Source organism: Desulfovibrio piger ATCC 29098 (assembly GCF_000156375.1).
GTDB lineage: Bacteria > Desulfobacterota > Desulfovibrionia > Desulfovibrionales > Desulfovibrionaceae > Desulfovibrio > Desulfovibrio piger.
In genome coordinates, this window is sequence record NZ_DS996359.1 from 128870 (window position 1) to 154373 (window position 25504).

Sequence of the window (25504 nt, forward strand, 5' to 3'; positions counted from 1 at the left end):
TTACCTGCGAGGCAAACGTGTCTGAACAGAACAGCGGCATACAGCAGCCGCAAGTCAGCATTGAGAAGGAACTCCGCAAGTCCTATCTGGAGTATTCCCTTTCGGTCATCATCGGGCGCGCCATCCCCGACGCGCGTGACGGCCTCAAGCCCGTGCACCGGCGCATCATGTACGCCCAGTACGAGCTGGCCAACAGTTACAACCGTCCGCACAAGAAATCGGCGCGCATCGTCGGTGACGTCATCGGTAAGTACCATCCCCACGGCGACAGCGCCGTGTACGATGCCCTGGTGCGCCTGGCCCAGGACTTCTCCATGCGCGACCCGCTGGTGGACGGGCAGGGCAACTTCGGTTCCATCGACGGCGACGCCGCGGCCGCCATGCGTTACACGGAAGTGCGCATGTCGCGTCTGGCCAGCGAGTTTTTGGCCGACATCGACAAGGAGACCGTGGACTTCCGCCCCAACTACGACAACACCCTGCAGGAGCCCTCGGTGCTGCCCACCAAGGTGCCCAACCTGCTGCTCAACGGTTCGTCGGGCATCGCCGTGGGCATGGCCACCAACATCCCGCCCCACAACCTGGGCGAGCTGTGCGACGCCCTGCAGATGCTGCTGGACGATCCCCAGTGCACCATCTCGGACCTCATGGAAGTGGTCAAGGGCCCGGACTTCCCCACGCGCGGCTTCGTCTACGCGGGCAAGGGCCTGTCCGATGCCTACCACACCGGTCGCGGCACCGTGAAAGTGCGCGGCCGCCTGGAAGTGGAAGAACGCAAGAAGGGCCTGCAGGCCATCGTCATCCGCGAGATCCCCTTCGGCCTCAACAAGTCCTCGCTGGTGGAGAAGATCGCCGGTCTGGTCAATGACCACAAGATCGACGGCATCTCCGACCTGCGCGACGAGTCCGACCGCAAGGGCATCCGCGTGGTCATCGATCTGAAGCGCGGCACCATCCCGGACATCGTCATCAACAGCCTGTACAAGTACACGCCGCTGGAGACCAGCTTCGGCATCAACATGCTGGCCGTGGTGGACAACCGTCCCGTGCTGCTCAACCTCAAGACGGCCCTGTCCTGCTTCGTGGACCACCGCCGCGAGGTGGTCATCCGCCGCACCCGCTACGACCTGCAGAAGGCCGAGGCCCGCGCCCACATCCTGGAAGGCCTGCGCATCGCCATCGACCACATCGACGAGGTGGTGGCCCTGATCCGCGCCTCCGCCAGCCCCGACGAGGCCCGCGCCGGCCTCATGCAGCGCTTCGAGCTTTCCGAGGTGCAGGCCCGCGCCATCCTGGACATGCGCCTGCAGCGCCTGACCGGCCTGCAGCGTGAAGAGCTCATGGCCGAATACCGCGAGCTGCTGGAAAAGATCGAGTTCTTCAAGTCCGTGCTGGAGAACCCCGAAGTGCTGCGCTCCGAGCTCAAGCGCGAGATCCGCGAGATCCGCGAGACCTTCGCCACGCCGCGCCGCACCGAAGTGCTCACCGACGCCCTGGGCGGCATCGACATCGAAGACCTCATCCCCGACGAGGAAGTGGTCATCACCCTGTCGCGTCGCGGCTACATGAAGCGCACCAGCCTGGAGAACTACCAGCAGCAGAAGCGCGGCGGCAAGGGCATCGCGGCCCTGCATACCTCCGATGACGACTATGTGCAGGAGTTTTTGACCACCACCAACCACCAGTACCTGTGCCTGTTCACCAACAAGGGCCGCATGCACCAGCTCAAGGTGCATCAGGTGCCCGAGGGCAGCCGCACGGCCAAGGGCGTGCACATCAACAACCTGCTGCCCCTGGAAGAAGGGGAGTGGGTCACCACGGTGCTGGCCGTGCGCGAGTTCGCCGAGGACAAGTACTTCCTCTTCGTGACCAAGCGCGGCATGGTCAAGCGCTCCTCGGCCTCGCTCTACGCGCGCTGCCGCAAGAGCGGCCTCATGGCCGTGGGCCTGCGCGAGGACGACGAGCTGGTGGTGGTGCGGCCCATCCGTGAGGACAGCCACATCGTGCTGGCCACGGCCGACGGCTACTCCATCCGCTTCGCCTGCAAGGACGTGCGTCCCATGGGCCGCGTGGCCACGGGCGTCAAGGGCATCGCCCTGCGCCGTCAGGACGTGGTGGTGGCCGGCGTCATCCTCAAGGAGAACGACCAGACCACGGAGATCATGTCCATTTCCGCCAACGGCTTCGGCAAGCGCACCCGCGTGGACCTCTATCGCCTCCAGTCGCGCGGCGGCAAGGGCATCATCAACTTCAAGGTCACGTCCAAGACCGGGCCCGTGGTGGGCGCCATGCCCGTGCGTGACAACGACGGCCTCATCATGCTGACCTCGGCCAACAAGGTGGTGCGCATCGGCGTGGAAGACGTGCGCAGCAAGGGCCGGGCCACCATGGGCGTCATGCTGGTGCGCCTGGACGAAGGCGCGCATGTGGTGGGCTTCGACCGCGTGGACGAAGGCGGCCAGACCGGCAGCCGTATGGACGATCTGGAGGACGATGACGACGCGCCCGAGAGCACGGTGGCACCTCTGGAGAGCGCTCCGGCGGAAGCGGGAGCCGATGACGGCAACGAATAGATACGCGGCGCGGCGCCCCTGGGGACGCCGCGCCCTTTGGTTCCGCTCCCCGGCGGCTGCCGGGGCGGACCCGGGCAGGCACAGGACCGGGGAGACCCGGCCGTGCATCCCTTCTTTCCCTGTCCGGGACAGAGCAGGAGTCAGGGGAGGAACGGCGCGGGCGCGGACTTGCATTGCGCGGCCCGCCGTTATATGACACGCCCTTTGTACCGCCGTGCGCTGGTCGGCCGCCTTGCCTGCAAGGCGGGCCCCGGAGCGGTGAGAGGGAAGACGGTCCCGCCGCAGGGCGGAGGAGACAACAACGCATTTTGCGCTGGCAGTGAGGAAACGCTATGATTCGCCACGAGTGTGGTCTTTTGGGTATCTACGGTCATGAGGAAGCTGCGCGACTGACCTATTTCGGTCTGTACGCCCAGCAGCATCGCGGACAGGAAAGCGCGGGCATCGTCACCATCGACGAGAAAGGCCTGCTGCACGAGCACAAAGGCATGGGCCTGGTGCCCGATGTCTTTGCCGAAGCCAACCTGCAGGCCCTGCCGGGCACCATCTCTCTGGGCCATGTGCGTTACTCCACCACGGGCCGTTCCGCGGCGCGCAACGCCCAGCCCTTCGTGGCCCACTACAAGGGCCTGGACATCACCATCGCCCACAACGGCAACCTGGTGAACACCATGGAGCTGCGCGAGGAGCTGGAGAACGACGGCGCCATCTTCAGCACCACCAACGATACCGAAGTTTTCATGCACCTCATCGTGCGAGCCCTGCGCGAGCATGACCTGGTGGACGCCATCCGCGAGGCCTGCGCCCGCGTGCGCGGCGCCTACTGCCTGCTGGTCTACGCCGGCGGCACTATGGTGGCCGTGCGCGACCCCCACGGTTTCCATCCCCTGGCCCTGGGCCGTCTGGACGGCGCGCCGGTGCTGGCCTCCGAGACCTGTGCCTTCGACCTGCTGGAAGCCGACTACGAGCGTCCCATCCAGCCCGGCGAGATGCTGATCATGGACGGCAAGGGCGAACACAGCGAACAGTTGCGCGGTCCCCTGCCGGAACGTCCCCGCCAGTGCATCTTCGAGCTGGTCTACTTTGCCCGCCCCGACTCCTTCGTCTTCGGCGAGCAGGTCTACCAGTGCCGCAAGCAGATGGGCTGGCAGCTGGCCCACGAATCCACCCCCGACGTGGACTTCATCATGCCCTTCCCCGATTCCGGCGTCTATTCGGCCGTGGGCTTCGCCCAGTGCGCCGAGCTGCCCTACGAGCACGCCATGATCCGTAACCACTACGTGGGCCGTACCTTCATCCAGCCCACGCAGAGCATGCGCAACTTCGGCGTGCGCGTGAAGATCAACCCCGTGCGCTCCATGATCGAAGGCAAGAAGATCTGCATCGTGGACGACTCCATCGTGCGCGGCACCACCATGATCACCCGCGTCAAGAAGCTGCGCGAGCTGGGCGCCAAGGAAGTGCACATCCGCATCAGCTGCCCGCCGGTGAAGTTCCCCTGCTTCTACGGCATCGACTTCGCCTCGCGCGGCGAGCTCATCGCCGCCAAGTACAGCCTGCCCGAGATCACCAAGATGCTGGACGTGGATTCCCTGCATTACCTGAGCATCGACGGCCTGCTGCGCTCCGTCATGCAGTCCGACAGCTACTGCCTGGCCTGCTTCGACGGCAATTATCCCGTGCCCTGCCGCGAGTCGGGCAAACTCCGTCTGGAATGCGGCGGCTGCTGCGGCAGCCGTTAGTCCGAGGTTTTTCACATGGCTGTTATCGCTAATCGTATCAAGGGCTTCGCGGACATGTATCCGCCGCAGAGCTCGCTGTTCACCCGCATGGAGAATACCGCGCGCGAGATCTTCGGCCGTTACGGCTTCGTGGAACTGCGCACCCCCGTGCTGGAATACACCGACCTGTTCAAGCGCTCCATCGGTGAAGAGACCGACGTGGTGCAGAAAGAGATGTTCACCTTCCCGGACCGCAAGGGCCGCATGATGACCATGCGCCCCGAAGCCACGGCCGGCGTCATGCGCGCCTATGTGGAAGATGCCCGCTACAGCCGCGAGTCCGTGAGCCGCCTGTTCACCACCGGTCCCATGTTCCGCTACGAGCGCCCCCAGAAGGGCCGCATGCGCCAGTTCCACCAGATCAACTGCGAGTGCCTGGGCTCCCACAGCCCCTACGCCGACGCGGATCTGATCATCATGCTCACGCGCTTCCTCACCGCGCTGGGCCTCAAGGACCTGACGCTCAAGCTCAACTCCCTGGGCTGCGCCCACTGCCGCCCTCTGTTCAAGCAGGCCCTGGTGGACTATCTGCACCGTCAGGACTGCTGTGACCAGCTGTGCGAGGACTGCACCCGCCGCATGGAGACCAACCCCCTGCGCGTGCTGGACTGCAAGCAGGAAAAATGCCGCTGCGTCACCGACGAGGCGCCCCGCCTGCTGGACTACAACTGCCCCGAGTGCAAGGAACACTTCGACACCGTGCTGCGCCTGCTGGACGCCGCCGGGGTCAAGTACGAGATCGACCACCGTCTGGTGCGCGGTCTGGACTACTATTGCCGCACCACCTTCGAGGTGGTAAGCGGAAGCATCGGTGCGCAGGCCGCCGTGGCCGGTGGCGGCCGTTATGACGGCCTGGTCAAGAGCGTGGGCGGCCCCGACGTGCCCGGCGTGGGCTTTGCCTGCGGCATGGAACGCCTGGCCCTCATGCTCGGGGACGAAGAAGCCCCCCGCCCGGATTTCTATGCCGTGGCCATGGACGCGCAGAGCCGCGACCTGAGCTTCGGCCTGGTGCAGCGCCTGCGCGGCCTGGGCCTCAAGGGCGAGATGAATTTCAGCGATGCCGGTTTCAAGGGCCTGATGCGTCAGGCGGGCAAGTCCAATGCCCGTTTCTGCTGCATCATGGGTCCCGATGAAGCGGCCGCCGGCGCCGTGGTCGTCAAAGACATGGACAGCGGTGAGCAGCAGACCCTGTCCCTGGATGCCGCGGCGGACTTCCTTGCTGCCAATTCTGACAATGGGAAAAAATAATGACTGAACAGACGCAAAGCCTGGACGTGCAGCAGGAGCACCAGAAGTTCATCGAAGACCTCGGCGACTGGACCCGCAGCCACACTTGCGGCCAGCTGACCCTGGACAACGATGGACAGACGGTCTGCCTCATGGGCTGGGTGCAATACCGCCGCGACCACGGCGGCCTCATCTTCGTGGACCTGCGTGACCGTGAAGGTCTGACCCAGGTCGTTTTCAGCCCCGATATCGCTCCCGCCGCGCACGAGAACGCGCACATCCTGCGTTCCGAATACGTGCTGGCCATCAAGGGCGTGGTGCGTCCCCGTCCCGAGGGCATGACCAACCCCAACCTGGTCACCGGTGCCATCGAAGTGGTGGTGCATGAGTGGAAGCTGCTCAACACCTCCAAGACCCCGCCCTTCGCCATCGAAGAACGCTGCGACGCCGGTGAGAACCTGCGCCTGGCCTGGCGTTATCTGGACCTGCGCCGTCCGCGCATGCAGGCCAACCTGCGCCTGCGCCACAAGGTGGCCCAGGCCATCCGCCGCCAGCTGGACGACGACGGCTTCCTGGAAGTGGAGACCCCGGTCCTCACCAAGTCCACGCCCGAAGGCGCCCGCGACTTCCTGGTGCCCAGCCGTCTCAACCCCGGCCAGTTCTACGCCCTGCCGCAGTCGCCCCAGCTGTTCAAGCAGCTGCTCATGGTGGGCGGTTTCGACCGCTACTTCCAGATCGTGCGCTGCTTCCGTGACGAAGACCTGCGTGCCGACCGCCAGCCCGAATTCACCCAGGTGGATATCGAGATGAGCTTCGTGGACGAGGAAAAGGTCATGACCATGGCCGAAAACCTCATGGCCCGCGTGTTCCACGACGTCATGGGCATGGACATCCCCCGTCCCTTCCCGCGCATGAAGTATGAAGAAGCCATGCGCCGCTACGGTGTGGACAAGCCCGATACCCGTTTCGGTCTGGAGCTGGTGGACATCACCGACATCGTGCGCGGTTCCGGCTTCAAGCTCTTTGCCCAGGCCAAGCTGGTCAAGGCCATGAAGGTGCCCGGCGGCGAAGCCATGACCCGCAAGGAGATCGACGCCTACACCGAGTTCGTCAAGATCTACGGCGCCATGGGCCTGGCCTGGATCAAGATCAAGGAAAACGAGTGGCAGTCGCCCATCGCCAAGTTCCTGTCCGAAGAAGAACGCGCCGGCATCCGTGAGGCCCTGGACCTCCAGGTAGGCGACATCGTCTTCTTCCAGGCCGGCGAGCCCGCCATGGTCAACGCCGCCCTGGGCAACCTGCGCGTGCACCTGGGCAACCAGCTGGGCCTGATCCCCGAGAACACCTTCAACTTCCTGTGGGTGACGGAATTCCCGCTGTTCGAATACAGCGAGGAAGAAAAGCGCTACGTGGCCTGCCACCATCCCTTCACCTCGCCCGCGCCCGGTCATCTGGAGATCATGAACAGCGACCCGGCCCGTGCCCTGGCCCGTGCCTACGACATGGTGCTCAACGGCAACGAAGTGGGCGGCGGTTCCATCCGCATCCACTCCGCCGAAGTGCAGCGCCACATGTTCCAGGCCCTGGGCTTCACGCCCGAGCAGGCCGAGGCCCAGTTCGGCTTCCTCATCCAGGCCCTGGAGCACGGTGCGCCGCCGCACGGCGGTCTGGCCTTTGGTCTGGACCGTCTGGTCATGCTGCTTTCCGGTGCGTCCAGCATCCGCGACGTCATCGCCTTCCCCAAGACCCAGAAGGCCACCTGCCTGATGACCGAGGCGCCCTCCACGGTGTCCGCGCGTCAGCTGCGTGAACTGGGCCTGCGCCTGCGCGAGACCGACAAGGAAGCCGCCAAACCCGCCGAGAACGCCCAGGCCTAGCGGGAGGATGCCATGATTCTGGATATTGTGACCTATCCCGCTGCCAGCCTGAAGGAAAAATGCGTGCCCGTGACGGAGATCACCGACGAGATCCGCCAGCTGGCCGCCGACATGCTGGAGACCATGTACGAGGCCCCCGGCGTGGGGCTGGCCGCCCCGCAGGTGGGCCGTAATATCCGCATGCTGGTCATGGACCCCGCCGCGCAGGACGAGGAGAAGCAGCCCCGGGTCGTCATCAACCCCGAACTGACCCTGAGCGAGGAGACCGTGCTCAGCCGTCAGGAAGGCTGCCTCTCCGTGCCCCTCAACTACCGGGCCGACGTGCAGCGCGCCGAGCGCGTGCACCTGCGTTACATGGATCTGGACGGCAAGATCGTGGAAGAGGATCTGGAAGGCTTTGCGGCCATCGTCATCCAGCATGAGGCCGACCATCTGGACGGCACCCTCTTCATCGACCGCATCGGCCGCCTGCGCCGTTCCCTGTACGACACCCGGGTGAAGAAATGGCTCAAGCGCAAAGGATAGTCTTTATGGGTACTCCGGACCTGGCCGCCGCCGTGCTGCGGCGGCTGGTCCGGTGGCCCGGCGGCAATGTGGTGGCCGTCTACACCCAGCCTGACCGGCCCGCCGGCCGGGGCCACAAGCTGACGCCCTCGCCGGTGAAAAAGCTGGCCCTGGAGCTGGGCCTGCCCGTGCACCAGCCCCTGAACTTCCGTCAGGAAGGCGCGGTGGACGAGCTGGCGGCCCTTGAGCCCGACCTGCTGGTGGTGGCCGCCTACGGCCTCATCCTGCCGCAGGCCGTGCTGGACATCCCCACGGTGGACACCCTCAACGTGCATACCTCCCTGCTGCCGCGCTACCGCGGCGCCGCGCCCATCCAGCGCGCCGTCATGGAAAACTGGCAGCCCGGGGATGTGACGGGCGTGTCCATCATGCGCATCGTGCCCGCCCTCGACGCCGGGCCGGTCTACGCCCAGTGCGAGGTGCCCATCGGCGAGCATACGGCGGGCAGCCTGCATGACGCCCTGGCCGAAGCCGGGGGCGAGCTGCTGCTCACGGTGCTGGACCAGCTTCGCGACGGCAGCGCCCAGGCCCGGGAACAGGACGAGAGCCGCGTCACCTATGCCGCCAAACTGGCCAAGGAAGACGGCTATATCGACTGGGACCGTCCGGCCGCCGAGGTCCACGCCCGTATCCGCGGCGTGACGCCCTGGCCCGGTGCGCGTCTCCAGGCCCGTTTCGACGGGCAGGATGAGCTGCTGCCCCTGCTGCTCCAGCCCGGCCGCGTGGACGAGCCCTGCGACGGTGTGCGGCCCGGCAGCCTGCGTACGGACAAGAAAGGCCTGTGCGTGGCCTGTGCCGACCGCTGGTACCGTCTGCTGGTGGTGCGCCCCCAGGGCCGCAAGGACATGGAGGCCGCGGCCTTCGTCAATGGTCATCTGCGTCCGGCGCAGTATGGCGTGTGCGGCATGGCCGTGCCTTTTGGCGAGTAGGGCAGGATATTTTTTTGTGGGGGAAGGGGCGTTTTTGTAAAAACTGCCCCTTCCCCCACGCCCCCAACCCCGAAAAAATGTTATCCAGGTGACGTCACCCGTCCCCGTCGCTGACTGGCGGGCAGTGACAGCGCACATGGACCGAAAAGAGAGAGGAAAGGCCGCTCCTGACGGAGCGGCCTTTCTGTTTTTTGCGGGTGGCTGCTGTCTGCGGCAGCAAGCTCTGGGTTTGGGGGATCCTCAGTGCAGGATGCGTCCCCCCTTAATCATATTGTCCTGAGTAAAGCGCATTTGGGGGAGGATGGGGGCTTGGGGGAAGGGACCCCCTTTTTGCGCTAGGCAAAGGGGGTCCCTTCCCCCAAAAAACCTTCCTACCTTCCGGCCTCCTTGTGGCGCCAGTTCAGGAGCAGGGCCGAGTTGATGATGACCAGCACCGAACCGGCATTGTGGACGAGGGCGCCCAGCACCGGCGAGAGCAGACCGCCCATGGCCAGGAAGATGGCCGCGAAATTGAGGATCATGGAGAAGGACAGATTGAGGGTGATGGTGCGCATCATGCGCCGGGCCAGGGCAAAGATGTGCGGCAGCTCCTTGATGTCGTCATTGACCAGGGCCATGTCGGCGGCATCCACGGCGATGTCGCTGCCGATACCGCCCATGGCCACGCCCACGAAGGCTTTTTTCAGGGCGGGCGCGTCATTGATGCCGTCACCGATCATGCAGACGGGCCGTTCCTGACGCTGACTGTCCGCGATCCATTCCAGCTTGTCGGCGGGCAGGCAGTTGGCGCGCACGCCGTCCAGGGCCAGGCCCGCGCTGACGCTGCGGGCGGCGGCTTCGTTGTCGCCGGTCAGCAGCATGGTGGATACGCCCGCGTCCCGCAGGCCCTGCAGGGTGGCGGCAGCCGTGTGGCGCAGGCTGTCGGCCAGGGCGATGAAACCGGCAAAACGTCCGTCCAGGGCCACATAGACGAGGCTCTGGCCCGCATCAAGGGCACGCTGTGCCGCGTCCCTTTCCGTGGGGGACAGCTCGATGCCGTTGTCCTGCAACAGGGCAGGGTTACCCGCCAGCAGCGCATGGCCGTCCACTCGGGCGAAGACGCCGCGCCCGGGCAGCATGCGGAAATCCTCGGCTTCGGGGATGTCCCGGGTGCCCGCGTCCCGCACGATGGCCTTGCCCAGCGGATGTTCGGAGCGCCGCTCCGCGGCCGCGGTCAGGACATGCAGCTGCTGCGGCGCGAGCTCGGGCAGGGCGCTGTGTACGGCGGCCACGCCGGGGGTGCCCCGGGTCAGGGTGCCGGTCTTGTCGAAAGCCACGACCTTGACGCGGGCCAGACGCTCCAGCGCGTCCCCTTCCTTGACCAGCACGCCGTGGCGGGTGGCATTGCCGATGGCGGCCATGATGGCCGTAGGCGTGGCCAGCACCAGGGCGCAGGGGCAGAAGACCACCAGGATGGTCACGGCGCGCAGCACTTCGCCGGTCACGATCCAGGTGCCCGCAGCGGCGGTCAGGGCCGTGACCACGATCCAGGTGGCCCAGCGGTCGGCCAGGCTCACGATACGGGCCTTGCCCGCGTCGGCGGACTGCACCAGGCGGATCATGCGCTGCAGGGAGCTGTCCTCGCCCACCTTGACGGCGCGCATGTCGAAGGCACCGAACTGGTTCACCGTGCCGCTGGACACCGCATCGCCGGGGCCCTTGTCCACGGGCAGGGACTCGCCTGTCATGACCGACTGGTCGATGGCCGTCTGGCCGCTGACGATGATGCCGTCCACAGGGATGGTCTCGCCGGGCAGCACGCGCAGCAGGTCGTCCACGCGCACTTCTTCGGCGGGGATGATGCTCTCGGCGCTGCCGTCCAGGCGGCGGGCCGTGCGCGGGGTCAGGTGCACCAGCCGCTCGATGCCCGCCCGGGCCTTGGCCACGGTGCGTTCCTCCAGCAGGGCGCCCAGCTGCATGATGAAGGCCACCTCACCGGCGGCGAAGATCTCACCGATGATGACGGACGCCAGCAGGGCCAGCGAGACCAGCACGTCGGCCTTGATGTCGAAGCGCGTGAACAGGCCTTCGGCGCCTTCCTTGATGATGGGCACGCCGCACAGCAGCACGGCCAGCCAGGCCGGGTCCACAGGACCGGGGACAAGTTCCAGAAAACTCAGCAGCAGGGCCACTGCCGATATGCCCAGGGCCAGTGCCTGCCGGGGCTCTTCCCTGAGCCATTCCTTGACGTCTGCCAGCATGGAGCCTCCTTGTCTGTCCGGGGCGTCATGAGCATCGCAAGTCCGGCATGTGCCGGAAGGCTCTGCGGCGGATGTGCGCGGGGACAGGCGGGTGGAAAAGTATTCGATCGGCCTCAAGATACCTATAGGGGTATAGGTAGTCAAGCAGGGGCCAAAAAAAAACCGGGCAAGCCCGGCTAGCTGCGACGGGAAAAATGTTCCACGGCCTTGGCAAAGGCTGCGATGGTGGCGTCGGCATCCCCGTGTTCGATGCCGTCGCGCACGCAGTGCTGCAAATGGCCTTCCAGCACGATCTGGCCCACCCGGTGCAGGGCGCCCTTGACCGCGTTGATCTGGATGAGGATGTCCTCACAGGGCACGTCCTTGTCGATCATCTGGTCGATGGCCTGCAGCTGGCCCATGAGCTTCTTCATCCGGCGGTGCAGGTTCTCCGCATCCATGCATTTTCTCATACGTCCTCCTTTCAGGGCAGGGGACATTATTGCGGGCCGTCTGTCAAGAGGAGGGCAGATACGGGGCCGGGGTATGCTCCGGCTCCTGTCCGCCTGCGGCTATTCCTCTCCGCGCCCTGAAGCCGGCGGCTGCGTCACACGGAGGGCAGAGGTGTTCCTGAGGGCGTTTTTTCCGGCGACGTGTCTGCCAGGCAGGGAGATGGCGCACGCCTTTTGTGTGCAGGGATAGGGAAGGGGCATACGGCCGGGCGCCGTTCGGAGGGCTGCCCTCCCGGAAGCGAACGGGGGCAAGCCCGCGTCTTCCCAAACGAATCACGGCAGGCACGGACCTCCGCTGTCACCGGGAGGGGAGCCCAGGGGCATCTGTTGTCCCGGCGGGCTTTGGTGTAGGATGGGGCGCTGCGACCGTGACGGTGAGCCTGTCTGGTGTGCCCTGAAGGGCCCTGTCATGGCGGGCCATATGAGCGCTTTTTTTTCTTTTTTTGATGCCCGGCATGGCTGATGGCCCAAAATGCCGTACAGGGCATCTGTGGGCCATCTCGGCCGTGTGGCCGTTTTTGGCCTTCACTGGAGTCCTATGCTGCGAAAGTCTCCCTATTCCCTGCCTGCCAGCCAGTACGGCGGCGGGCGCAAGCGCATCTTCATCGGCCTGATGCTGGCCTCCTGTTGCGTGGCCTGTCTGGCCCTGGCCTTCTTCCTCATCCTGCCCTGGTCGGACTATGGCCAGACCCTCACCTGGCTGCCGCTGTTGTGCATGCTGGTGGGCGGGGCAGGCATCCTGGCTCTGCTCTGGATGTGCGGCACGCTGGTCTGGCATGTCTACACGGGGCGTTACCTCCCCGGGGTGAGCAGCGTGCGCCATGTGACCATCCGGCTCTTCTTCCCGCTCATGGAGCTGCTGGCGAAAGTGGTGCGCATGGAGCGCAAGCGGGTGCGGCATTCCTTCATCAAGGTCAACAATGAGCTGGTGCTGGCCGACCGCCCGCGCGTGCGGCCGGAGCGCCTGCTCCTGCTGCTGCCGCACTGCATCCAGCGCAGTGCCTGCCCGCACCGGCTCAACCATAATGTGGACCTGTGCCGCCGTTGCGGGCAATGTCCCGTGGGCGGCCTGTTGCAGCTGCGGGACCGTTACGGTTTCCATCTGGCACTGGCCACCGGCGGTACCATCGCCCGGCGCATCGTGGTCCAGACGCGGCCCCGCATGATCATCGCCGTGGCCTGCGAACGTGACCTCACCTCCGGTATCCAGGACAGTTACCCCTTGCCCGTCTTCGGCATCCTCAACCAGCGCCCTTGCGGCCCCTGCCTGGACACGCTGGTGTCCCTTGCGGCCGTGGAGGGGGCCGTACGCCTGTTCCTCGGGCTTGAGGATACGGGACAGTCCGAGGATAACACTAAAAATAATCATTTTATTTCAAAGTGATACCTATGATAGGAACAAAAAGGAAAGCAGGCCGGGATACGGCCGGTCAGGCCTTTGCCGCTGAAGGCAACGGTCATTTTACGGAAAGCCGCCGTCTGCGGCAGCTCCCGCCCGCGGCTCCGGCCTTGGCCCTGCGGGCCCTGTGCCTGCTGGACAGCGCCTTCAGCGCGGGCTGCACCATACAGGCGGCCCTGCAGCAGGTGCTGGAAGACACGGCCCGGCGGCAGGAGGGCGGTCTGGCCGAGCGTGACCGGCATCTGGCGGCGGAGCTGGCCTACGGCACCCTGCGCATGGAGAACCGTCTGGCCTTCGTGCTGGGCAAGGTGCTGCGGCAGCCGCTCAAGCTGCCCCTGCCGTTGCGGCGCCTGCTGGCGGTGGCCGCCTATGGCCTGCTGTTCCTGGATCGCCTGCCTGCCCATGCCGTGCTGCATACGGCCGTGGATCTGGCCCGGCAGCTCTACGGGCCGGGGCTGGCCAAGGTGGTCAATGGCAGCCTGCGTTCCGTGCAGCGTCTGGGCGATGCCGTCCAGGCACCGGATTTCTATGCCGGGCCTGCGGATGAAGAGAGTTTTTTTGCCGAGGATGCGGCCGCAGCAAAAAAATTGCGTGGCCTCGCCTTGCCGGAGGAGGAACTGCGGCTGGCCCGCTTCCATGCCGTGTCGCGCTGGCTGGTGGCCCTGTGGCAGCAGGCCTACGGTGACGAGGCCTGCCGGGCCCTGCTGGCCCGTTCCGGGACGCGTCCCTGGCAGGCGCTGCGCGTCAATGCGTCGCGTCCTCAGGCCGCGGCCCTGAAACAGGCCTTGCTGGCCTGTGCCCCGGCGGACGGTCCCGCGCCGCAGGCCGTGGGGCGCTGGGGCGTGGCCTTCGCGCCCGGGAAGACGCCTGACGCCGTGCAGGGCGAGCCGCTGGCCCGTCTGCTGGAGCAGGGGGCCCTTTCGCAGCAGGCGGCGGCCTCACAGGAAGTGATGGCCGCGCTGGGGCTGGAAGACTGGCTGGGGCGTGGCTGGCCCGTCTGGGATGCCTGCGCCGGTTACGGCGGCAAGAGCGTGCAATTGCTGGAGCAGGGGGGAGATGTGCGCCTGTGCACGGACCGCAGTTTCTCCCGTCTGCGGCAGGTGCCGGGCCATTGCAGCCGTCTGGGCCTGGCGTTGCCGCATCTGGCCCTGGCCGATGCATCCCGGCCGCCCGTCTCCCGCTGGCAGGGCGGCATCATCGCCGATGTGCCGTGCAGCGGGCTGGGCGTGCTGGCTCGCCGTCCCGATCTGCGCCGTCGTCCCCGGACGGCCCTTGCCGAGCACGCCGACCTGCAACGGGCCATCCTCAAGGCTTTGGCTGCGCAGCTGGAGCCCGGCGCCGAGCTGGCCTACATCACCTGCACCCTGCATCCGCTGGAGAACGAGCAGGCCGTGGACTGGCTGCTGGCGGAAGACAGCGGTCTGGAGCGCCTCGTGCAATGGCAGACGCCCCACGATCACCCCTGGCTGGAAGGCATGTTCGCCGCCCGCCTGCGGCGGCGTGGGTAGGGGAGAAGATTCTTGAGGGGGAAGGGGGGACCCTATCTCTGCTGTCGATGCCCGTAGCTTCCTTCGTCGCAACGGGCACGGCCCCAAGGGCCGCCATTCGGTCGCTGGCTAACGCACAAGGGTCCCCCCTTCCCCCTCAAACTCCCCCATCCCCCTCCCAACGCGCTTTATCAGGGAGGATGGTGGAGTCCGGTAACGCTAAGGGTATCTCCTGGCTGCCGGTCTCCAGGGGGAGCCTGAATCTCCAGTGTGATTGACCTGAAAGATACGAACAGGGGGCACGGTGTATCTTGACCGGATACACCGTGCCCCCTGTTGTTTTTTGTCATTCTGGTGGGAAGGATTACTGCCCATTTTGACAGGGAGGGAATCACTGTCTTTCAGACAACGGCGGGGACTTTTGGCCCGGACCGGAAGAAAAGTTTTTTCAGGGATGGGGAGAGCGCGAGAGGGGAAGGGGCAGTTTTTACAAAAAACGCCCCTTCCCCTCTCGCCATGATCTTTCTTTGCCTCCCGGCTACTGACGGGGAGTCTTGGCGTCCACCGGGGCCGCGATGGCTTCCCCGGCGGGCTCGTCTTCGGGGATGTGGCAGTGCAGGCGGTTCAGCAGGGCTTCCAGCTCCTGGGGGCTGTTGTAGCGCAGGGTGATGCGGCCGCTTTCCATGTCGCCGCTGACGCGGGCCTTGCAGGGCAGGGCGGCGCAGAGGCTTTTTTGCAGGGCGGCGATCTGGGGCAGCTTTTTGCGCTTGCAGGGGGCGGGCCGCTGCTGGGCGGCTTCGCTGGCGGTGGTCCAGGGCAGGCGCTGTTCTTCGCGCCAGAGGGCCACGGCCTCTTCGGCCTGACGCACGCTCAGGGACTCGCTGATGATATGGCTGCGCAGCACTTCGGCGGCGGCCAGGGCGCGGTCGTCATTGCCCAGGGCCAGCAGGCAGCGGGCATGACCGGCGCTGAGGCGGCCGTGATGGAGATCGCCCTGCGCGGCGGGCGAAAGCTGGAGCAGGCGCAGGGCATTGGCGATGGCCGGGCGGCTTTTGCCAAGGCGGGCGGCCAGGGCCTCCTGCGTCAGCTTGAGGGTCTCGCGCAGCTGTTGCAGGGCCTGGGCCTCTTCCATGGGATTGAGGTCTTCGCGCTGCAGGTTCTCGATAAGGGCGGCGGCCATGACCTCGGCATCGCTCATCTCGCGCACGTGCACGGGCACCTGTCCGAGGCCGGCCTGACGGGCGGCCCGCCAGCGGCGTTCACCGGCCACGATCTGGTAGTGTCCGGGCCTGTCGGCCAGGGGACGCACCAGCAGGGGCTGGATGATGCCCTGCTCACGGATGGAGGCCGCCAGTTCGGCCAGGGATTCGGCGTCGAAGGTCTGGCGGGGCTGGCTGGGATTGGCATGCAGATGGGACAGGGGCAGCAGGGTGGGGCTGTGTTCCGTGCCCGTCTCTTTTTCCGGCGTATCGTTCTTTTCCTGCCGGGCGGCGCCCATATCCGTACGGCGCAACAGGGCGTCCAGGCCGCGGCCGAGACCTTTGCTACTCATGCTCTCTCCTTGACATCATGCCGTGCTGGCGGCACTTTTTACGACAGTGATTGCCCCAAACCTTTTGACCAGAGGAAACCATGTCCAACAAGCATCTTCTGTACCTGACCGATCGTCAGGGAAATCTGGAAGGGGTGCAGCTTTCTGCCGCCCTGTGGTCGCATTGCGAGGCGGCCGTCGTCAAGGCCCTGAAGGCCATGGAGCCCCCCCTGGAACACCTGAACGACGAGCCCGTGGCTGATTTCGAGCGCCTGCTCCAGTTCTGGGATTTCCGCTATCCGTACAGCCCCGAGGTCACCTGTCCGCATTGCGGCGCCCACACCGCCGACTGGCGCAACGACCCCGCGCATCCTTTCCATCTGACCACGGCCAATCTGGGCGGTCTGCTGGTCTTCCGCTGCAAGAGCTGCCAGTCCACGGTGCGCCAGAAGCATTTCCGCGACCACATGGCCGTGGAATGCACGCCCTACAATCCTGACTAGTCTTGCCGGCAGTGTACGCTGGCGCTGTTTTTGCCGGGCTTTGCCCGGCTTTTTTTATGCCCGCGCCACAGCCATGACGGCGCGCATGGCCGCTGTTCCCGGCGATGGACCGTCCGCGCATTCCTGACCGTGGGAAGGAAAGAGGTCGCTGGGGGAGGGGCCATCAAGGGCTGGCGGCCGTCACGGAACTTTTTTTAGCGCGGCTGCGGCATGCGGGCGGGATCGCGCAGGGCCACTTCCTTGGCAAGGTTGAGGTAGGCGTCGGCGCCCTTGGACTTGATGTCGTAGTGGATGATGGACTTGCCGTGGCTGGGCGCTTCGGAAAGGCGCACATTGCGCGGGATGACCGTCCCGAAAAGGTGGTCGGGGAAGCAGCGCTGCACTTCGTCGCGCACTTCGCGGGTCAGGCGGTTGCGGGCATCATACATGGTCAGCACCACGCCCAGCAGGTTCAGCTTGGGATTGAGGCGTTTTTTGACCAGCTCGAAGGTCTGCAACAGTTTGACGATGCCTTCTAGGGCGAAAAACTCGCATTGCAGGGGGATGAGCAGTTCCTGCGAGGCGCAGAGGGCGTTGAGGGTCAGCAGGCCCAGGGACGGCGGGCAGTCGATGATGATGTAATCGTACTCCGATCCCAGCGGTTCGAGGCAGTCGCGCAGGTAGAACTCGCGGGCCATCTTGTCCACCAGTTCCAGCTCCACGGCCACCAGGTTGGTGCTGGCGGGCAGCACGTCGAGGAAGGGCGTGCGGGTGCTGCTGATGCTTTCGTGGATGTTTTCCGGCGTGTAGAAGGTGGAGTAGAGGTCGTGGTGCAGGTCTTCCTGGGCGATACCGATACCGCTGGTGCTGTTGGCCTGGGGGTCACAGTCCACCAGCAGCACGCGCTTTTCCATGACGGCCAGTGCGGCGGAAAGGTTGATGGCGGTGGTCGTCTTGCCGACGCCGCCTTTTTGGTTGGCTATGGAAATGATGCGCGCCATGCTGTCCTCCGGGCTGTGTTTCACGGGAAACAGGGGGGCTGTTTCACGGGAAACAAACAAAAAAGTGAGGCCCCTCTGCCGGGGCCGCCATCTGCGGAACAAAATAAAGAAAAGCCCGGCAAATGGGAAGACGTGAACCGTCCGTGACAAAAAAATGCCGGTATGGCCGACAATATCGCGCTGACCGATGGCAGCCGCAGCACCCGGGACGGGGGGTCTTGCCCCGGATTCCGTTTCTGGCTAAAATCAGCGCCGCATTGCAACAAGGAGTTGGTTCCATGGCTGATACGCGCATTCTTCTGGTGGATGACGAAAAGGAAGTGACGGCCCTGCTGGCCAAGCGTCTTGTACGGCGCGGCTACCAGTGTGCCACGGCGGCGGACGGCCAGCAGGCCGTGGACGCCATGCGCGAACAGCCATTCCCCATCGTCGTCATGGACGTGAAGATGCCCAATATGGACGGCATCGCCGCCCTGAAAATCATCGTGGAGCAGTGGCCCACCGCCCAGGTGATCCTGCTTTCCGGCCATGCGGACATGCAGCTTGCTGTGCAGGCCATGAGCGAAGGCGCTTTCGGCTACCTGATGAAACCTGTCGATTTTGATGAACTCCTGTTCAAAATCGAAGATGCCGCCATGCAGAGCCGGCTGGAAGGGCCGGAAAGCGACATGGCGCGATAGGATCTTTGCATGAAGAAACTGTTCCGTCCTCTGGTGCTGGGCGGTGTCCTTTTGCTGGCGGTGGGCCTGGCTCCCGTCATGGACACGACTCCCGCCCGTGCCGCCACCGTCACCGACGCCAACCTGAAGCAGATGCTGGAGGATCTGCTGCGCGAACATCCCGAGATCGTCCTGGACGTGCTGCGCTCCCACAGCGAAGACGTGCTGGACATCGCCCAGGCGGGCGCCAATGCGCGCCGCAAGGCCGCTCTGGAAGCCCAGTGGCACAAGGAAGTGAAGAACACGCCGCAAAAGCAGATCTCGCTGGCTGGCCGCCCGGTCAAGGGCAATGCGGCGGCGCCGGTGCGCATCGTGGCCTTTTCGGACTTCACCTGCCACTATTGCCAGCAGGCCACCCATGTGCTGGACGAGATCATGAAGAAATACGGCAAGAACGTCAGCCTGGTCTACAAGCACATGCCGCTGGACGAGCAGGGCCCGGGCATGCTGGCCGCCCGCTACTTCGTGGCTGTGGCCGCGCAGAGCGAGAGCAAGGCCTGGAAGTTCTATGATGCCATGTATGCCGACCGCGACCGCCTGCTGCTGGAAGGCCAGAAGTTCGTGGACGAGGTCTGCGACAAGCTGGGCCTGGACAAGGCTCGTCTGCAAAAGGACGCCTCCAGTGACAAGACGGCCCGGATCATCGCCCAGGATCTGGATGATGCCAAAAAGCTGAAGATCGACGGCACGCCCTGCTTTTTGGTCAACGGCCTGATGGTGCGGGGCGCCCTGTCCGAGCCCCTGTTCGAAGCGGCCGTGGACACCGCTCTGGAAGCGGCGCGCTAGTTTTTCGTAAGTGTACGAAGACCGGTTGCGGGATGCCCCGTAGCCGGTCTTTTTTTATGCCTTTTGCCGGGGGCGACGTGCGGCGGGCCTTTCCTTCGGGGAAACGGGGGCTGGAACACTCTGTGACGTTTTTTCCGGGGCAGGGGCTTGATACCGCGCATCTTGTGCGAAGAGCCGGGTGGTCTTGTAAGGGGTATGTGAGGCGGTCCGTCCCCGTTGCCGGGGGTGGGGCGAGCGTACGGATGCCGCCGTTATGGGGCCGTCGTCATGCCCGGGGCGGGAGGAAGCGGATAGCGGATGCAAGAGGGCGGACAAGGCAAAGGACAGCCCGGAGGCTGCCCTTTATGTGAAGGCCGGGCGTGGCGAAACGCCCGTCAAGATTAGCTGGGATAAAAAAGTGGAAATCTCACTGCAACGCTACGTCAAAAAACTCCTGATGGCAAGATGCCAGCCCGTATGCCCGAAGAGGAAAAAGACAGGTATGCGGAAAAAAGCGGTCTGCCCGGCCGGACACCTGGGAAAAAGGCATGAAAAAAGCGCGGATGACCGCGCTTTTTTTCGTACTTTCCAGCAAAAGGGATCAGATGACGATGCGGCGTACCGCGATGAGTCTGTTGCCCCAGTAGGGCTCCATGTTCTCCCGGCGCACGGTCTTGCCGCGGCTGGGGCTGTGGATGAAGGTATTGTTGCCCGCATAGATGCCGGTATGCAGGCCGCGGGGGCCGCTGCTGGTCCTGAAGACCATGATGTCGCCGGGCCGGGGCGCGCTCTTGGGCACGGCATAGCCGGCACGGGCCTGGTCCACGGTCACGCGCGGGACCTTGAGGCCGTTCTGGCGGTAGGCCCACCAGATGAGGCCCGAGCAGTCGAAGCCGCGGGAGGGGGAGGCCCCGCCCATGCGGTATTGCTTGCCTTCCTGGCTAGAGGCCGTGCGTACGATGTTCTGGGCCCGCTGGGGATTGTTGTAGCCGGGATCATCCGGCTGGAACATGGCACAGCCCGATGCGCTGCCCAGGATCAGGGCCAGGAAAAATATCTGCAAAAGACGGCGATAGGTTCTCATGATCCGCTCTGCCTGAAAGTTTGAAAGTCACGGCGTGGAGATGCCGTCGGAAAAACTGTTTTCCAGATGCAAAGCAAATAGCGGGCCAAAAAGGCACGTTTGGGGAAATTTTTATAAATAGCAAGTAAAAACAGGTGGATGAGGCTCAAAAGAACAGCATGACGGCCTGCAGGAGCAGACAAAAATCCGTCATCCTTTTCGCATGAAACGGGGCGCGCGTCAAAGTTTCCACGCCGTCGGGGCCGTCGTGCGGCTGTAGCGGGGGCAAAAAAAGGCCCCGTGCGGGGCCCCGAGGGTGGAGGATAGCGGCATGGCCGGGCGGGAACCGGACCGTTGCATGCAAGGCCGGGGAGGGGGAGGGGAATCCCCTCCCCGGGCTGAGGTCTTCCTCATGATGAGGGGGACCGGCAGGGGCCCGGTCCCTTTCCCGGACCGAGAGGCCCTAGCGGGCGCTCAGTTCCTGACCGTCCCACACCTGTTCGGCCTTGGGCAGCACGGGCAGGAGCCGCGTCCAGGGATGCTGCTGCAGGAAATCGGCATCCTGCTGCAGCTTGCGGCTCATGTTCAGGATGGGCGGCACGATCTGCTTGATGTCCCCGGCCAGGGCGGGGCTGATGCTGTAACCGGTGGCCTGTTCGGCCAGGGCCACGGCCTTGTGGCTGAACTCCATGGAGCTCATGAGGGTGTCCAGGGCCTTGGCGGGGTTATGGAAGCCCACGCTGTTCTCGGCGGACACGTAGTCCCAGTAGAGCTGGCCCTTGCGGACCATCTCGCGGGCCTCGGCCATCAGGCTGTCATAGTTGGCGGCGCGCTGTTCGGCGGGCACCGCGTTGGCCAGGCGCACGGCCTCGTGGGCGCGCACGGATTCTTCCTGGGCCTTGAGCAGCTGCGTGAAGGTCTTTTCCTGGGTGTAGAGCACGCGGCCGCGCAGGTAATCGGCGGTCTTGTCGGCATGGCACTGGCGGCAGGCGCGCAGCTCGGGATCCTTGAGGGGCGAGGTCATCCAGTGGCTGGAGACCTTCTTGCCGTCCACGCGCTGGTAGGGCATGTGGCAGTCCGCGCAGGAGACGCCGGCGGCGCCGTGGGTGCCGTCGATGAAGGTCTCGTACTCGGGATGCTGCATCTTGATCATGGGCACCTTGGAGGCCGCATGCACCCAGTCGGTGAAGGGCGCGCTGCTGCCGTCGGCCTGCTTGGGACCGTGGCTCTTGTAGTATTCATACATGTCGCCGGGGCCGAAGCCATTGTCCCAGGGGAAGACGGGACGGCCCGCGGGCCCGTTGTCCTTGTGGGTGAAGTAGTATTCCACATGGCACTGGGCGCAGACCAGGGTGCGCTTTTCGTTGCGGGAGAGCTTGTTCCAGTCCTTGCCGGAACGCTTCAGCCAGTCCTTGAGCGGTTCGGAGTAGGGGCGCAGCTCCATGGTGGCCGGATCGTGGCAGTTGCTGCAGCCGATGGTCTCGTCCATCTCGCTGATGGCGTCCTTGCCGCGGAAGGTGTTGACGTCCTTGCTCCAGAAGGCGTCACCGTACTTGCCGACCCATTCCATCATCTTGGGGGTCTTGCAGTTCCAGCAGGTGGCGGGCAGGCCGCCCTTTTCCCCGTAGCGGTTGATGCGGTCGATGTTGACGAAGTCCTTGACGGCATAGGTATGGCCGCGGGCCTCGTTGTATTCGTACATGAAGGGATAGCCCAGCCAGAGGTTCTTCAGGTAGGGCTGGGCGTGCTTGTAGCCCTTGGGCAGGGGATTCACGTCGTCGTTCTTGTGGAACGGCACCGAACCCTTGTACTCGGTCATGACGGACGTCTCGTTGTTTTTCTGGTACGAGGCGTACTGATGCGGGAAGGCCTCCTTGTAGGCCGAGATGCGGGTCTCGCCCGCGGGCAGGCCGGTCTTGTATTCCGGGGCCTTCAGTTCGGTGTCCACGTCCTGGCAGCCGCCCAGCAGGGGCAGTGCCAGCAGGGCCGCGGCCGCAAGGGTGAGGCCGAAGAGTCGATTAGTCATAAGCAACCGTCCTTGTGCTGATGGGCTTGTGGCGCATGTGGGCCATATTGCGGTGGCAGTCCACGCAATAGGGCTTGGCATCCATGCTGGCGACTTCGCTGTTGGTGGCAAAGTGGCAGGCCTTGCAGTTTTCGTTGACCACGTCGCGGGTGCGCGCGCTGAGCGGGCGGGGGATGTCCTTGCCGGACACGTTGCCCATGAAGTCGCGCAGCCCTTCCTGTGCCTTGAACGGCAGCTTGGCCAGCAGGTTGTGCGGGGCGTGGCATTCGTTGCAGGCGAGCTTGGCATGCGTGGACAGCTTGTGCGTCACGGCGGCCTCCTGCATGATGTGGCAGCTGGCGCAGAACGGACGCTGGTCCGTCGAGACCATGGCAAAAGCCATCACGGCCAGCAGTGCCGCGCCCGCTGCCAGACCACCCAGAAAGACTTTGAGCCAGGGTCCTGTGCGGGGTGTACCCATAAAGAGCCTCCTTCGTTGATATCGTCGCCTGTCCCGCACCAAGGGGCAGGTGTGACGATCTGAGCATGACGCCGGTCCCCTCCGGCGTTTGTTCCAAAAAGAGCAAGGGGCGTGCCAGTCTGGACGAATGTGAGCATATTCACATTTTTCCTTGTCTTATCAGTGTATTATTGAATGAGTCGTCGTTATGGCCCTGGCGGGGCTCTTGTGATTTTCAGAAAAAAAAGACAGATTTTCCGAAAAATCTGACAACTCCGGCCCTGTTTTCGCCGCCGGGAACACCGGCGTGTCCGGACGGGCCGACGGAGGAAGCATGTCCGACCCCGTGCGAGTCCCGCCCTCCGGCGGGCCCGGGCACTGGCGGCGCTGGCTGTTGCCCGTGCTGGCCAGTGTCGCCTGGCTGGTCCTGACCTTTTTCCTGTACCGCCATGCCGTGCAGGGCGAGCAGGCCCACCTGCTGGAACTTTGCCATACCCGGCTGGCGGCCACGGCCCATCAACTCATGGATGCCCGTGACTGGAACGCGGGCCATGGCGGCGTCTATGTGCCCCTGAGCGCTTATGGCGAGCCCAATCCCTGGCTGCCGGAAAAGGACAGGACCCTGCAGACCGCCGACGGGCGGACGCTGGTGCTCATGAACCCCGCCTACATGAGCCGCCAGATGGCCGAACGCCTCACCGAGCCCGGTTTCCGTCTGGCCATCGTGGGCCAGGATCCCCTGCGTCCGGGCAACCGGGCCGACGACTGGGAACGGCGGATACTGGCCACGGCCACGCAGGGCGGGCAGGTCTTCTTCAGCGGGGAGGATTGTCTGCCGCAGGGCCGCCTGCGCCTGCTCAGGACGCTGGCCGCACAGGAAAGCTGCCTGCGCTGTCATCAGAGCCACAGGGAAGGGGACATGCTGGGCGGCATCAGCATCAGCATGGATGCCGCCGCCTATGTGCACGATCTGGAGCGGAAGCAGCGTGAGCTGGGCCTGCTCTATGGCCTGCTGGCCCTGACCGGGGTGCTGGCCGTGGGCGGCATCACCAGCAACCTGACCCTGCGGCGCCTGCAGGCCGAAGAGAAGAGCCGCCTCAAGAGCGCCTTCATGGGGCGCCTCAGCCACGACATGCGTACCCCGCTGGCGGCCATGCTGGGCATGAGCGATCTGCTCGACCGCCGGGACTGCGGGCCGGAGCAGCGGCATACGGCCCTGTCCTATCTGCGCCGGGCCTGCGGGGCCCTGCTGGAGATGGTGGACGACATCACCGACCACGCCTCGCTGGAGCAGGGAGAAGTGCGCCTGCGCTGCCGGACCTTCGATCTGCCCGCCTGTTTGCGGGCCTGTGCCGACCTGTACAGACCGGCGGCGGAGGCCAAGGGGCTGGAGCTGCAGCTGCATCTGGCGCCGCAGCTGCCCCGGCAGGTCTCCGGGGACAGCTTCCGCCTGCGGCAGGCCCTGGGCAATCTGGTGAGCAATGCCGTCAAATTCACGGAACAGGGCCGCATAGACGTGACGGCGGGCGGGGAGCGTCTGGCCTCCGGTGTCTTCCTGTTGCGGTTGGACGTCCGGGACAGCGGGCCCGGGCTGGAGCCCGGCGAGGAAAAGGCGGTCTTTGAGAGCTTTCACCGGGGCAGTGCCGCCGGCGGCAAGCCGGGCACCGGTCTGGGCCTGAACATCGTGCGCACCATCGCCCGCCGTATGGGCGGAGACGTGCTGGTGCGCTCCTGCCCCGGACAGGGTTGCACGTTCACGCTGGAAGTACGGCTGGCGATGGCGGCCGGCGGCCCCGGGGCGAAGTCCGGGACTCCGTGCCCGGCGGAAAAGGACGCCGAGGCTCCGGCCCCTGCGGCGGGCCCCTTGCAGGGCCTGCGCGTGCTGGTGGCCGAGGATGACGCCGCGGGCCGTTATCTGCTCGAGGTGCGCTTGCGGGAACAGGGCTGCACCGTGGGGCTGGCCGCTGACGGGGAACAGGTGCTGGACATGCTGGCCGCCCCGTGGGACGTCATCCTGCTGGATGCCGGCATGCCCCGCATGGACGGCCTGACCGTGCTGGAGCGCGTCCGTGCCGGACGGAGCGCCGCGCCCCGGCAGCAGGCGGTGATCGTCCATTCCGCCGGTCTGTCCCCTGATGAGGAGGCGCACTTCCGCTCCTTGGGAGTGCGGGCCCTGCTGGACAAGCCGGTGCCCCCGGCCATGTTGCTGGCTGCGTTGCGGGATGTGCCCCGCGGCAGCTCCGGCGGCGGGCAGCAGGAGCCGCCGGTGCCCTGTGGCGCGGAGGAGACCGCTCCCGTCATCTGGGACAGGGCGGCCGCGCTGGCGGCCACGGAGCAGGACGAAGAGCTGTTGCGTACCTTGGTCACGGCCTTGCGGGACGACTTGCCGCGGCTGCAAGCGGGCCTGGAAGCTGCCCGGGAACTGGCCGCCGATCCCGCGGCCCCGGCGGCCCATACGGCGGAGGCCCTGCGCCGGGCGGCCCATGCCCTGAAGAATTCCGCGGCCACGCTCTGTTTTGAGGAGCTACGTCTCAGGGCGGCGGCCCTGGAACAGGCGGCACGGCAGGCGCCGGCGAGCACGCCGGAGAAGGCGGAAGAGCTGGCACCTTTGGCGGCGGCCTGTGCCGAGGCCCTGGCGCGTGCCGAAGAAGTCCTGCGGCGGGGAGACGTCTGATGCCGGTGTCTTTGCGGTGGACGCTCCCCCGTGCGGGAAGCGTGACGGGCAGGGAAAGGCTCCGGGCCGTACTGCCGCTTGCCGGGGGCGCTGGAGCGCGCACCAGCCGCAGGAAGGCCGACGGCAGCCAGAAATGCTTTTGTATTTGGCCCATCAGCCGGAGAGCGCAGGAAAAAGAGAACGATATGCCGGGCAGCAGGCGCGCCCCTGTGCCGTGCCCGGGAATGGCCACAGGG

General features: G+C 65.4%; 19 protein-coding genes. 12 read left to right on the top strand and 7 right to left on the bottom strand.

Annotated features, from left to right (window positions below):
* The first annotated feature begins 17 nt into the window (after positions 1 to 17).
* The 6 genes from gyrA to fmt all read left to right on the top strand — a co-directional run bounded on the left by gyrA (position 18) and on the right by fmt (position 8951).
* The gene (gene gyrA / locus DESPIG_RS07245) at positions 18 to 2573 is read left to right on the top strand and encodes a DNA gyrase subunit A (RefSeq protein WP_006006885.1); all 2556 of its coding nucleotides are present in this window, start codon (positions 18 to 20) and stop codon (positions 2571 to 2573) included.
* 332 nt (positions 2574 to 2905) lie between these two features.
* Complete coding sequence (purF, locus tag DESPIG_RS07250) at positions 2906 to 4315, top strand: amidophosphoribosyltransferase (protein WP_006006888.1); 1410 nt, start codon at positions 2906 to 2908, stop codon at positions 4313 to 4315.
* A 15-nt stretch (positions 4316 to 4330) separates the two neighbouring features.
* Positions 4331 to 5602: a histidine--tRNA ligase gene (gene hisS / locus DESPIG_RS07255; RefSeq protein WP_006006891.1), complete on the top strand. Its 1272-nt coding sequence runs from the start codon at positions 4331 to 4333 to the stop codon at positions 5600 to 5602.
* A complete protein-coding gene (gene aspS, locus DESPIG_RS07260) occupies positions 5602 to 7458 on the top strand; it encodes an aspartate--tRNA ligase (RefSeq protein WP_006006894.1) in 1857 nt (618 codons plus the stop codon). The genes hisS and aspS overlap by 1 nt, the downstream gene beginning before the upstream one ends.
* Positions 7459 to 7470: 12 nt before the next feature.
* Positions 7471 to 7983, top strand: a complete 513-nt coding sequence (gene def / locus DESPIG_RS07265; protein WP_006006896.1) for a peptide deformylase — start codon at positions 7471 to 7473, stop codon at positions 7981 to 7983.
* Positions 7962 to 8951 carry a methionyl-tRNA formyltransferase gene (gene fmt, locus DESPIG_RS07270; protein WP_006006898.1) on the top strand — a complete coding sequence of 330 codons (990 nt, stop codon included), beginning with the start codon at positions 7962 to 7964 and terminating at the stop codon, positions 8949 to 8951. The genes def and fmt overlap by 22 nt, the downstream gene beginning before the upstream one ends.
* A gap of 371 nt (positions 8952 to 9322) precedes the next feature.
* On the opposite strand, the gene DESPIG_RS07275 is transcribed toward fmt, so the two are convergent.
* Both DESPIG_RS07275 and DESPIG_RS07280 read right to left on the bottom strand, forming a co-directional pair.
* Entirely contained in the window at positions 9323 to 11191 is a 1869-nt protein-coding gene (locus DESPIG_RS07275) for a heavy metal translocating P-type ATPase (RefSeq protein ID WP_006006901.1), read from the bottom strand.
* 176 nt (positions 11192 to 11367) lie between these two features.
* Entirely contained in the window at positions 11368 to 11643 is a 276-nt protein-coding gene (locus DESPIG_RS07280; RefSeq protein WP_040369674.1) for a metal-sensing transcriptional repressor, read from the bottom strand.
* A gap of 577 nt (positions 11644 to 12220) precedes the next feature.
* Between DESPIG_RS07280 and DESPIG_RS07285 the strand changes: the two genes are divergently transcribed.
* Together DESPIG_RS07285 and DESPIG_RS07290 are read left to right on the top strand one after the other, a co-directional pair.
* Positions 12221 to 13066 (top strand): DUF116 domain-containing protein, encoded by an 846-nt coding sequence (locus tag DESPIG_RS07285; protein ID WP_006006908.1) that lies wholly within the window; start codon positions 12221 to 12223, stop codon positions 13064 to 13066.
* A gap of 5 nt (positions 13067 to 13071) precedes the next feature.
* A complete protein-coding gene (locus DESPIG_RS07290) occupies positions 13072 to 14589 on the top strand; it encodes a transcription antitermination factor NusB (protein WP_006006910.1) in 1518 nt (505 codons plus the stop codon).
* Positions 14590 to 15106: 517 nt separating this feature from the next.
* On the opposite strand, the gene DESPIG_RS07295 is transcribed toward DESPIG_RS07290, so the two are convergent.
* Positions 15107 to 16120 (bottom strand): ParB/RepB/Spo0J family partition protein, encoded by a 1014-nt coding sequence (locus DESPIG_RS07295; protein ID WP_006006914.1) that lies wholly within the window; start codon positions 16118 to 16120, stop codon positions 15107 to 15109.
* Positions 16121 to 16200: 80 nt separating this feature from the next.
* On the opposite strand from DESPIG_RS07295, the gene DESPIG_RS07300 reads away from it, so the two are divergent.
* Entirely contained in the window at positions 16201 to 16602 is a 402-nt protein-coding gene (locus DESPIG_RS07300; protein WP_006006916.1) for a hypothetical protein, read from the top strand.
* A 194-nt stretch (positions 16603 to 16796) separates the two neighbouring features.
* On the opposite strand, the gene DESPIG_RS07305 is transcribed toward DESPIG_RS07300, so the two are convergent.
* Entirely contained in the window at positions 16797 to 17582 is a 786-nt protein-coding gene (locus DESPIG_RS07305; protein WP_006006920.1) for a ParA family protein, read from the bottom strand.
* 278 nt (positions 17583 to 17860) lie between these two features.
* On the opposite strand from DESPIG_RS07305, the gene DESPIG_RS07310 reads away from it, so the two are divergent.
* Positions 17861 to 18262, top strand: a complete 402-nt coding sequence (locus DESPIG_RS07310) for a response regulator (RefSeq protein WP_006006924.1) — start codon at positions 17861 to 17863, stop codon at positions 18260 to 18262.
* 9 nt (positions 18263 to 18271) lie between these two features.
* A complete protein-coding gene (locus DESPIG_RS07315) occupies positions 18272 to 19087 on the top strand; it encodes a DsbA family protein (protein ID WP_006006926.1) in 816 nt (271 codons plus the stop codon).
* 580 nt (positions 19088 to 19667) lie between these two features.
* Here DESPIG_RS07315 and DESPIG_RS07320 read toward each other — a convergent pair.
* The 3 genes from DESPIG_RS07320 to DESPIG_RS07330 form a co-directional block, all read right to left on the bottom strand.
* Positions 19668 to 20150, bottom strand: coding sequence for a C40 family peptidase (locus DESPIG_RS07320; protein ID WP_006006930.1), 483 nt, complete (start codon positions 20148 to 20150; stop codon positions 19668 to 19670).
* Between the two features lie 442 nt (positions 20151 to 20592).
* Entirely contained in the window at positions 20593 to 22155 is a 1563-nt protein-coding gene (locus DESPIG_RS07325) for an ammonia-forming cytochrome c nitrite reductase subunit c552 (RefSeq protein ID WP_006006936.1), read from the bottom strand.
* Positions 22148 to 22615, bottom strand: coding sequence for a NapC/NirT family cytochrome c (locus tag DESPIG_RS07330; protein ID WP_006006938.1), 468 nt, complete (start codon positions 22613 to 22615; stop codon positions 22148 to 22150). Before DESPIG_RS07330 ends, DESPIG_RS07325 begins: the two co-directional genes overlap by 8 nt.
* A gap of 313 nt (positions 22616 to 22928) precedes the next feature.
* Between DESPIG_RS07330 and DESPIG_RS07335 the strand changes: the two genes are divergently transcribed.
* Positions 22929 to 25268 carry an ATP-binding protein gene (locus DESPIG_RS07335; protein ID WP_006006941.1) on the top strand — a complete coding sequence of 780 codons (2340 nt, stop codon included), beginning with the start codon at positions 22929 to 22931 and terminating at the stop codon, positions 25266 to 25268.
* The last annotated feature ends 236 nt before the right edge of the window (positions 25269 to 25504 follow it).